Annotated in this window: 3 protein-coding genes and 1 pseudogene; 1 reads left to right on the top strand and 3 read right to left on the bottom strand. The window is 69.3% G+C overall.

What is annotated here, in order from left to right; genetic code table 11:
* From ACTWP8_RS36605 to ACTWP8_RS36595, 3 genes and pseudogenes are all read right to left on the bottom strand, one after another.
* A pseudogene (locus ACTWP8_RS36605) lies at positions 1–87 on the bottom strand (IS5/IS1182 family transposase); the annotation flags it as partial.
* A gap of 298 nt (positions 88–385) precedes the next feature.
* Entirely contained in the window at positions 386–3,310 is a 2,925-nt protein-coding gene (locus ACTWP8_RS36600) for an NACHT domain-containing protein (RefSeq protein ID WP_443326380.1), read from the bottom strand.
* A 278-nt stretch (positions 3,311–3,588) separates the two neighbouring features.
* A complete protein-coding gene (locus ACTWP8_RS36595) occupies positions 3,589–5,037 on the bottom strand; it encodes an NF041680 family putative transposase (protein WP_443326379.1) in 1,449 nt (482 codons plus the stop codon).
* A 302-nt stretch (positions 5,038–5,339) separates the two neighbouring features.
* Here ACTWP8_RS36595 and ACTWP8_RS36590 point away from each other — a divergent pair, with 302 nt between their 5' ends.
* A complete protein-coding gene (locus ACTWP8_RS36590; RefSeq protein ID WP_443326378.1) occupies positions 5,340–6,101 on the top strand; it encodes a MerR family transcriptional regulator in 762 nt (253 codons plus the stop codon).
* Positions 6,102–6,594: the final 493 nt, after the last annotated feature.

The raw sequence follows: 6,594 nt of genomic DNA, 5'->3' as shown, positions 1-6,594 counted from the left end.
CGGCCGCACCTTCGACGGTGGGATCAGCGGCTCAGCGATCTCCCACAGCCCGTCCGGAACAATCCAACTCCACATACCCCGCCCCATGACCAGCTCAACGTCCGCCTCACCACATAGGACACGGTCTTAGCCGATACCTTCAAGGAGATGGTAGAGGCCACACAGGCGCTCCTGGTGTACGAGAAGCAGGTGCTGGCGATGCTGGCGGGCCGCGACGGGCCCGGACGGCTCGGGTGATCGCACGGTGCACAGCGTGGTCGCGGTCGGCGCAGTGGCGCTCCAGAGCCGTCCACCCACCAGGCCGTGGATCGGAAGCACGTACTCAGGCCGGCGAGGGTAGTGGGAGACGCTCGGGTTGGTGCGGAACGGTTCATCCGCGCATCGATCACCGCGCAGTCCAGGCAGCCGTGGCATCCCTCTCGCCTGATTCGGCCGTTGCTGCAAGACACTCCTGAAGCCGGAGATGCCGGAACTCGTAGCGTGCGCCGGACTGGCGTAGCACGCCCCGCGTGTGGGCCTCGTCGAGGAAGGTCATCAGCCGCCACGGCAGTCGGCCGGTGGCGCCGAGCCAGATCCGCGCGACCGTCAGCCGGCCGTACGCGCTCAGGCTCAGCGCCAGCGGGCCCATGACCAGCGCCATTTGGAGTGACATGCCGTGCATCCCGTACCGGTCTGCCGTAGTCAGCAGGAGAAGGGCGCTGGCGGCGGATCCTGCGATGGTGGCCGCAGCGCCCCGAGTCAGCACGGCGAGCCGGTCACCCCGCAGGCTGGCGGGCGGACTCGCGGCGCGGGTCAGGTCGGCGGGTGTGTCGAGCCAGCGGTAGACGCCGCAGGCGCAGCCCCCGATGATGCCGAGCACGAGGCCGGAGACGATACCGCCCTTGACGCAGTTCTCCACAAGGCCCCAGCGGCCGATCTGCCAGAACCACCAAGCGGCCGGCGGGCGCAGGGAGGAGAGGAGTGTGAGGTCGCGCGCGTCGTGACCGGCGATCCGGACGTGCCAGATCCCGTCCTGCGTGGTGAACCGCACCCAGGCGAGGCGTGTGTTGCACCGCCGGTCCGGTTCCTGGCACGCCCGACCGGGTCCGGGTGGCGCGTACGTCCACGCTTCCGCGGGGTTGCGGGTGTTCTTCATCAGGACCAGCCTGACCCGCTTGGCCGGTTCGGCTGTCTTGGTGCCGTCGGGGTATGCCGCAAAGGTCCAAGCGCCGGTGGTCGCGCGGCGGATTCCCGTGCGCGACTCCTGGATGGCGGCATCAGAGTGTACGGTCCCGGCGCGAGCGGCCCGCCATTCAATGATGGTGCCCATCATGGCCCCGATAGCGGGACCGAGTGCCAGACCCACCAGGAGGCACACAGCCGTCCCGCGGACCAGACCCTGGCAAAACCGCAAGACCTGCTGTCGGCCTGGCCCTCGGTATCGAGCCCTGCGCGTTCCGCCCCGCTGAATGCGGAAGACGGCCACCGCAGCCGCGCACGCGAGGACCGCCAACGCACTGGCGCGCCACACACCGCTGGCCGGGGAGAAGGGGTCCAGGACCAGGATCGCCACGCCGAACAGCACCAGGACGGCGGCCACACCGAGCTGGCGGGTGACCGTCGGACCCGCCCAGGGCAGACCCAGCGGCGCGGGAGAGGCCGTGACTTCGGCCGCCGCGAACACCGCCGACACAGCAGTGCCGAAGAGGACGCCCGATAGAAAACGGAAGAGCCAGGCATCCCCCAGGTTCGCGATGGAGGCTCCGTAGAGAGGCTCGGCAGTGACACCGATGAGGATGCCCAGGACGGCGGACGCTAAGGCGGCCTTCACCATCAATCGGCGCAGTGAGGCCGTGCCTGTCCGATCTATCAGGATGGCCAGACCCACAATGCACCCGGCAATAACTCCTCCCACGTTGCTCGTCATTTCAGCCAGTTCCCCACTGACCCACAACTCGCGCATCGTGTCCGGTGCCACGAGCATCATGACGCCGCCAGCCGCCACGACGGACAAGCACGCAGCCAGGGCCCCCGGCGCCAGCAACTGCACCACCCACGGCACCGCGCTCTGCAACTCCCACCAAGCCAGCTGCCCAGTACCGCGATGCCGCAGGTGACGGGCGAGGAACCCAAGCCACCGCTGGGCCTCCGCGGATGTGCGGCGCGATCCGCTCATCTCGCCGAACACCGCCGGCACGAACGCCGCGAGCAGGTATTCCTCGATCTGCGTGGCCGTGCTGAACCGGCCGTCCAGCAGCTCCCCGGGGTCGCGGGTACCGTCGCCGTAGACCGCGCGCGCCATGGCCACCATCAGGGGCCTGCTCAGCACCTGCCGCAGGGCGTGCTCGGGCGGCCCACTGGGCGCGGCCAGACGGTCCAGTGTCGCGCTCCAGGCCGTGCCGATCTGTCCATCCGGCATGCGCCTGGGACGCGAGGTCAGGCTCAGATAGGCGGCAGCATCGGTCAAGGAGAGCGGGGAGAGTTCGACGACCGCGGCAGCCGTGAGTACGTCGCAGGCCTCCACAGTGGCGGCGTAGGCGGCGGTCCTACTGGTGAGGAACAGGGGCGAGTCCGCGTCCAGTTCGGCGTTGAGACGGCGCATCGCCGACGTCCGCTGTGCCTCAGGCAGTTCATCAAAGCCGTCCAGGACCGGCATCACCAAACGGGCGGCGACCAGAGCGTCCGCCAGCGTGCCGCCGCCTGGCACCCTGACGGCCAGGGCAGGGAAGTCGGCCGCGATCCGGGCGGCCATCCAGGCCCGCAAGGGTTGCCGGACGGCGTCCCATGTGCCGACGGGCAGCACGGCGGGTACGGCGTCCCCCGGCTCCCGGGCTGCCAGCAGATCCAGGGTGAGCTTCAGTGCCAGGATCGTCTTCCCGGACCCGGGCGGCCCCAGCACGACCACACGACGGGACGGGACGGCGAGGAAAGCCGCGCGCACGTCGCTCAACTGCCCTGCTCTCAGGGCAGCGTGTGCTTCGGCGCCCAGCCGCACATTCTCGTCGTGATCGGCCAGCGGCGCGTCCACCGCGCTCCATCGAACGGGCAGCGGTTCGGGATCCTGCAACCTGCGCAGCCGCGCCTCGGCCGCCCACATGTCCTCCACCGCCTCGGCCAGGGCGTCCGCCCGGCCCTTCAGCCAATCTGTGCCCCAGCCTTCCCCTGTGCCGGACCCGCTCTGCGTCAGAGTGGACAGCAGCCCCAGCACGGAGACCACGACTCCCAGAGCGGGCGTCCACCGTTCCATCGCGCTCTCGTCGGCGAGCACGACGACGGCCACCTGGACCAGACCGGTGCCCACCAACGCAGCCGTCCACCACAGTCTGCGCACACGCTGCGCGTCCCCTACCCACCACACTGCCCGCGTCCCACTCCCGTTTCTCCGCTAGGCGGCTATGCCACGCGGAGCGGAGGGTGTTCCGCAACCGGCGCGCGGAAGCGTAACGCGGGCGCGGGCTGAGAAGCTCGTTCCTTCCCGAGCGCCCCGGTGGTTGCCGTTCGGAAGCCCGCCCATCGACGCCGAAACGAACGGCAAGCAGGGCCCCGCCACGCTTCATAACACGGTGACCAGCGGAAAGAGGCTTCAGACACAGCTTCTGAGCTTGTTCTTTATGGTCTGACCTGGTCACGTGCGGCGATGGTCTCGGGCCGCCTGACCGTCTTGCCCACGTCGTAGCGGGTCGCAGGGCGCCGGTTCTTCGAGCCGAGTGGCCTCCCAGGACCGGGCCGGTTGGGTTTCGGTGCACGGGCCGGGCAGCGCAAGTTCGGGCGGAGGTTCCGAAACCCGCGGCGGACGCGGGCGGGAGTGAGGCGGCCGGGCTCGGCGGGCCGTTCCCAGGGGCGGCGGAGGTCCACGGCCAGCGGCCGGGCGAGGCGGAGTTGGGTGTGGGCCGCGATGACCAGCCAGGTCCACCGGTCCGCGGCCTCGGGGGTGCGGAGCTTGGGACGGGTCCAGCCCAGCGTCTGTTTGATCATTCGAAAGGTGTGCTCCAGGTCGAATCTGCGGAGGAAAGCCTGCCAGCGCAGGTCGACTTCAGCGACGGTCAGGCCGGTGGCCGACGACCACAGCCAGATCGGGAGTGGATCGTGTCCGCCCGGCAGACGATCGACCTCCAGACGGATCAACGCGCCCTCGATGATGGGCAGTTCGCCGGTGTGGTCGATCCACGCGGAGCGGGTGGTCAGACGAGGGTGGATGCGGTCCCAGGCCATCGCGCGAGCGGTCCCATAGCGGTCAGTGACCTGCACGGTCGCGGCATCAGGCTCGCCCCAGGTGTCGGGCCTGGCGAAGCGGAACTCCTTGTCATGCTTCGGTGGGCGTCCGCCCTGCGGCGGCGAGATCCACGGCACCGGGACCGGCTTGCGCATCACGCGGTCCTCCGTGCGCATCCGACCTAGGACCTCCACCGGCAGCCCTTCCAGCAGATAGGCCATGCGCGGAGCGTCGTAGTCGGCATCGAAGACGACCAGGATGTCGCGGTCACCCACCTGCCAACGGCCCATGTCGATGAGGTCCTCGACCACTCGCCGGACCTGACGGGCGGTGACCTCGGCGACGTCGTCGGCGGGCCCCAGCCGCAGCGCGTCCAGGAGTTGGCACCACGAGGTCCGTCCCGACTCCAGCACGGCGACGAACGAGTAGGGCCAGCCGGGCACGAACTGGTCCGAGGACCGACCGCTGCGGCCGTAGACGTGGCAGAACAAGCGGTCCGGGCTGGTCGGCGCGTCCGGCCGGAGCCAATGCGTGACATCCACCGCCAGGACCAAGCGCCCGTCGGCGGCCCCGGGCTGCGGCAGTCCAGCCAGCACCTGCCGCAGCCGCGCCACGTCCACCTTCCCGCAGTTGAGCGCGTCGTACATCGCGCCGTGTCCACGCCGGTGCTCAGCCGTCAGCGTGAGGTCCACCGGCGTGGTCACCCGCCCGTCCATACACAACAATGCGTCGGTCAGCTCGAACAGCGTGTCCCCGCGCACGGTCAGGCAGTCGAAGAAGTCGTCCCGGAAGCGTGACGCTACGGCGAACGCTTCCCGCTGGACGCCAGGTTGCAGCAGACTCATTCCCCCACGGCCTTCGTGCTGGTCAAGTGCCTCTTTGGTCGGAGCACAGGATCAGACGGCGGCCGTGTTCACGTCCCCGGAAATCCTCGTACGAGCGACCACGTTCGGGACATCGTTCGAGGCCAGACCATAAGGAAGCTGAGACCCGTTGCCAGTCAGGTCCGGCGGGTCGAGCCTTCGGACAGCCGCAGTCGTGGTTCCGCGATCCGGTGCCGGTTCCGGCTTGCGGTTTCCGCCGCGTCAACTTCTACCGTCTTCGGTGTGGCCGGAGAGACCGGCCCGGTGATGGAGGGGGCGGGGCAATGGCCTGGTCGATCGCGGATGTGGCCCGGATGTCCGGGGTGACGTCCCGGACACTGCGGCATTACGACGAGATCGGCCTGCTGCCGCCGGCGTGGATCGGGAGCAACGGGCACCGCTACTACGAGGAGGCCGATCTGCTGCGGCTGCAGCAGATCCTGCTGATGCGAGACCTGGACCTGGGGCTGCGCGAGATCCAGGCGGTCCTGGACAGCCAGGTAGATCAGCTGGCCGCGCTCCGCGAGCACCACCAACGACTGCTTGCGGAACGCGACCGGCTCGAGACGCTCGCCCGCACGGTCGGCCGCACCATCGCCGAACTGGAGGAAGGCAAGGACAACAGCGACATGGCAAAGATCAACAGGCCGGAGAACCTGTTCGAGGGCTTCGAGTCCGACCGCCACGAGGCGGACGCGCGCGAGCGGTGGCCGGAGCAGTGGGAGCAGTCCCAGCGCGCCATCGCGGGGATGACCGCCGAGGATATGGAGCAGTGGCAGCGTGAGGTGACGGCGCAGATGATCCGGATGGCGGAGTTCATGGTGACCGGCACACCCGTCGCCGATCCTGCGGTGCAGGCCGAGGTGGACGCCCACTACCAGGGCGTGTGCCAGTTCTGGACCCCGTGCGCGGCCGCGTACAAGGGACTGGGCCAGACCTACGTCGACGACCCTCAGTTCCGTACGAACTTCGACCGGATCACCGACGGACTGGCCGTCTACCAGCGCGACGCGATGGCCGTCTACGCCGACGCACGGCTGAGCTGACCGACGGCTCACACTGCCGGGGGGCTGCAGACCCCCGGCGGCAAGCCACCAGCGGATGGCACCAGAACGACCAGACCACCGAAGCCCCCCGGCACCGTGCCGAGAAGACTTCCGGGTGACCCGGTGCGGACACACCACAGGGGTGTGGGTCCAGACCGGCCGGCACCGACGCCGTCTCGGGGGCTCCCTGCCGGTGCCGGTGCCACCACCGGTGGTTTTCCCCGAATTCGCACCTCCCGGCAGGTTAAAGAACAAGCTCAGTGCGTGTTTCTGAACCCTGGGCGGCACCTTGGCGCGCGCAGCGGGTGCCCGTGCATCGTCCGTGGTCGCAGGCGGCTGCGGTGGCACCGGAGTTGATGTGCAGGACGGGCCGCGGTGCCGGTCGGCGTATTTAGGCGCGGGGAGTTCACGATCAAGGTCCTCTGGGGCTCTTACTTCATGAGGCCCGCTTCAAAACAGCGGCCCACACTGTGAAGTAGGGGAAGGACACCGA

Origin of the sequence: Streptomyces sp. 7N604, assembly GCF_052245475.1 — a bacterium.
GTDB lineage: Bacteria > Actinomycetota > Actinomycetes > Streptomycetales > Streptomycetaceae > Streptomyces.
This window is presented reverse-complemented; position numbering and strand designations above follow the sequence as displayed.

Excerpts from the sequence above, each read along its gene's own strand:
- ACTWP8_RS36595 (WP_443326379.1), bottom strand. The coding sequence starts at position 5,037 with ATGAGTCTGCTGCAACCTGGCGTCCAGCGGGAAGCGTTCGCCGTAGCG.
- ACTWP8_RS36590 (WP_443326378.1), top strand. The coding sequence starts at position 5,340 with ATGGCCTGGTCGATCGCGGATGTGGCCCGGATGTCCGGGGTGACGTCC.